General features: G+C 56.2%; 4 protein-coding genes and 1 pseudogene. All 5 read left to right on the plus strand.

Going from position 1 to position 3,651, the window contains the following annotated elements:
* Positions 1-1,302 (plus strand): pyruvate formate lyase family protein (locus tag NW856_RS07585; protein WP_414399703.1); only part of this gene is annotated, 1,302 nt, incomplete at its 5' end.
* Between the two features lie 81 nt (positions 1,303-1,383).
* Entirely contained in the window at positions 1,384-1,794 is a 411-nt protein-coding gene (locus NW856_RS07590) for a pentapeptide repeat-containing protein (RefSeq protein ID WP_414399704.1), read from the plus strand.
* A 225-nt stretch (positions 1,795-2,019) separates the two neighbouring features.
* On the plus strand, positions 2,020-2,769 hold the full coding sequence (gene pflA / locus NW856_RS07595) for a pyruvate formate-lyase-activating protein (protein WP_414399705.1): 750 nt from the start codon (positions 2,020-2,022) through the stop codon (positions 2,767-2,769).
* A 182-nt stretch (positions 2,770-2,951) separates the two neighbouring features.
* Positions 2,952-3,362, plus strand: coding sequence for an OsmC family protein (locus NW856_RS07600; protein WP_414343934.1), 411 nt, complete (start codon positions 2,952-2,954; stop codon positions 3,360-3,362).
* 92 nt (positions 3,363-3,454) lie between these two features.
* Positions 3,455-3,651: pseudogene (locus NW856_RS07605) on the plus strand (acetaldehyde dehydrogenase); the annotation flags it as partial.

The raw sequence follows: 3,651 nt of genomic DNA on the forward strand, positions 1-3,651 counted from the left end.
CCCGAGTACAACGAGCTATTCAGCGGGGATCCCACCTGGGTTACCGAGTGCATCGGCGGCATGGGCCTGGATGGGCGGCCTTTGGTTACCAAAACCAGCTTCCGCATGCTGCATACCCTCTACAACCTTGGCCCAGCGCCCGAGCCCAACTTGACCGTGCTCTGGTCGGAGCGGCTGCCGGAAGCCTTCAAGCGCTACTGCGCCAAGGTCTCCATTGAAACCAGCTCCATCCAGTACGAAAACGACGACTTGATGCGCCCCTACTGGGGGGATGACTACGGCATCGCCTGCTGTGTGTCGGCCATGCGCATCGGCAAGCAGATGCAGTTTTTTGGAGCGCGGGTGAACTTGGCCAAGTGCCTGCTCTATGCCATCAACGGCGGTCGGGATGAGATCTCCGGCGAGCAGGTGGCTCCTGCTTTCGCCCCCATCACCGCCGATGTCCTGGACTACGACGAGGTGTGGCCGCGCATGGCGCAGATGATGGCCTGGCTGGCCAAAACCTACGTCAACACCATGAACATCATCCACTACATGCACGACAAGTACTGCTACGAGCGCCTGGAGATGGCCCTGCACGACCGGGACGTGCTGCGCACCATGGCCTTTGGGTTGGCCGGCCTGTCGGTAACAGCCGACTCCCTATCCGCCATCAAATACGCGCGGGTACGGGCCATCCGGGATGAGCGGGGCCTAGTGGTGGATTACGCGGTGGAGGGCGACTTCCCCAAATACGGCAACAACGACGACCGAGTTGACTCCATTGCGGTGCAACTGGTGCAGACCTTCATGGCCGAGCTGCGCAAGCACAAGACCTACCGCAATGCCATCCCCACCCAGTCCATCCTCACCATCACCTCCAACGTGGTCTACGGCAAGAAAACCGGCAACACCCCCGACGGGCGGCGAGCGGGCGAGCCCTTTGCCCCAGGGGCCAACCCCATGCACGGCCGGGACACCAAGGGGGCGGTGGCGTCGCTGGCTTCGGTGGCCAAGCTGCCCTACGACGACGCTCTGGATGGGATCTCCAACACCTTCTCGATTGTGCCGGCGGCCCTAGGTCGCACAGCGGAGGAGCGGGTTGCCAATCTAGTGGGGCTGCTGGATGGCTACATGCGGGATGGCGGTTTCCACCTCAACGTCAATGTTCTCAACCGCGAGACCCTGCTGCATGCCATGGAGCACCCGGAGCTCTACCCACAGCTCACCATCCGGGTTTCCGGCTATGCGGTGAACTTCATCAAGCTCACCCGCGAGCAGCAACTGGATGTCATTAACCGCACGTTCCATCAACACTGCTAAAAGACCAGCCTGGGGATCCCTGAAGTCCGCCCATACCGGGGTCGATGGAAGGGATCCCCCATCGATAACCGAGGAGGCCCGATGACGATGACTGTTTGTAGCGCTGCGGATCTGGTCAGCCAGTATGCCTCAGGACGGCGCGATTTTCGGGAGATCGATTTGCAGGGGGCTGAGCTGCAGGGGATCCATTTGGCTGGCGCCGATCTCAGCTATGCCGATTTCAGTGGGGCCAACTTGGCGGGGGCCAATTTGCGGGGGTGCGATCTCAGCTATGCCGACTTCAGCGGAGCTAACCTATCGGGAGCCGATTTGCGGGGATGTCTCCTCTTTGGCAGCGATTTTCGAGAGGCCCTCTTAGAAGGCGCCCTGCTGGATCACGCAGATGTCGATGCCTATACCCATTTCCCGAAGGATTTTGATCCCAAGGCCCATCGCCTACACGGCATCGCGGTGGATACCTCCGTGCCTAGCCCACACGACCCATCGGTCTGAGCTGGGTGGGATCCCCAAGCTGCCCTTTCGGCTTTTTATCCCCCTTTCTCCCTTCCAGCCAGGATAGCAGCGGTCTAGCTAAAAGACCCTAGGGATCTAAAAAAATCTAGCCCCAACCTAATCCAAAGAGAAACGGAAACTGTGTTCTATTTAACCTGAGTTAGCAATCTGGAAGAAAACCTCAAGATTGATTGATATTTTGCAAAAGCCATCCAGGATAAAAGTATGGATACCGTTATGAACCCCCTGACACCAATTGCTGGGCGCATTCACTCGGTGGAAACCTGTGGCACCGTCGATGGGCCAGGAATCCGCTTCGTAATTTTTACACAGGGTTGTCCACTTCGCTGTTTGTATTGCCACAACCCTGACTGTCGGGATCCGGAGGCGGGACAGCTTGTTACGGTTGAGTCTTTAATTGCCGAGATCCAACGTTACAAGAATTACTTGCGAGGGGGGGGAGTTACGGCTACCGGGGGAGAGCCTTTGCTGCAACCTGACTTCGTGGCCGAGATCTTCCGTCGCTGCCATGAGTTGGGCTTGCACACGGCTTTGGATACCTCTGGCTATGTTCAACTGGAAGCGGCAAAACCTGTGTTGGATCATACAGATTTGGTGTTGCTCGATATCAAGTCTTATCTGCCGGAGCTGTATCGAAAGGTTACCGGCGTTTCGCTAGAACCCACTCTTAATCTGGCCCGCTATTTAGACCAGATCCACAAGCCTACCTGGATTCGTTTTGTGCTGGTTCCCGGCTTGACGGATCCCGAGGAAAACATTAAGGGTCTGGCCGAGTTTGTGGCCACCTTATCCAACGTGGAGCGAGTGGAAGTTTTGCCCTTTCACAAGATGGGGGAATACAAATGGCAGCAATTGGGATTGCCTTACACCCTTGCCGATGTCGATCCACCCACACCCGAACAGGTGAATCACGCCTTACAAATCTTTCGGGATCAAGGACTGGTGGCTATTTGACAATTCTGCAGTTGCGGCTTGGGTCAGCATAGCCAGGTCACGCTTAGATCCGAAGTGATTCACAGTTAATCTCTGCACCGTCTCCAGATTGGCCCTGAGCTGACTGGAATCCAAGTTGATCCCCAGGCTAACTTTACGGACTCTATGTGAACTGAAGAATACCCCAAGAGGAGGGATCCCCAATGGAAGTTTGCGTCACCTACCGCGATGGTGTTCAGTTCCAAGCGGAAAGCCGAGGGCACCGCATTCTCAGCGACCAGCCTTTGGACAATCACGGTCGAGATCAGGGAATGACGCCGCCGGAATGGTTTCTGGCTTCTCTGGGCGCCTGTGTTGGTTTTTATGCCGTCAAATATCTGGAAGCTCGGCAGTTGGATCCCAGTGGACTAGAGGTGGTGGTCACGGCGGAGAAAGTTGAGCATCCGGCTCGCCTAGACAACATTCACATTCGTGTAAAAACTGGGATCCCGCTGGACGGAAGGCATCAAAAGGGGCTGGAAAAAGCAGTTGATGCCTGCATCATTCACAATACGCTTACCCATCCCCCCACCTTGACCACCGAAATCCAAGTTCCTGCTCCTGTTGGCGCCTAGATTGCCATTCGGGTTATTCGACTATTTCCAACTATCCGATTGTCAATTGTTCCTATCGTCTAAGTCTTGATGAGTTTTGGAGGGATCCACCGATGCCAGTGACCCATCTAGCCGAGTTGGAAACCCTGATCCAACAGGTGAAGGCTGCTCAAGCTGAATACGCAACTTTCACCCAAGAACAGGTAGACCGGATTTTTCACAGAGCCGCTCTGGCTGCCAACAACGAACGGATCCCGTTGGCCAAGCTGGCGGTACAGGAAACCGGCATGGGCATTGTGGAAGACAAGGT

It is taken from the genome of Synechococcus sp. R3-13 (genome assembly GCF_047462195.1).
Lineage (GTDB): Bacteria > Cyanobacteriota > Cyanobacteriia > Thermostichales > Thermostichaceae > Thermostichus.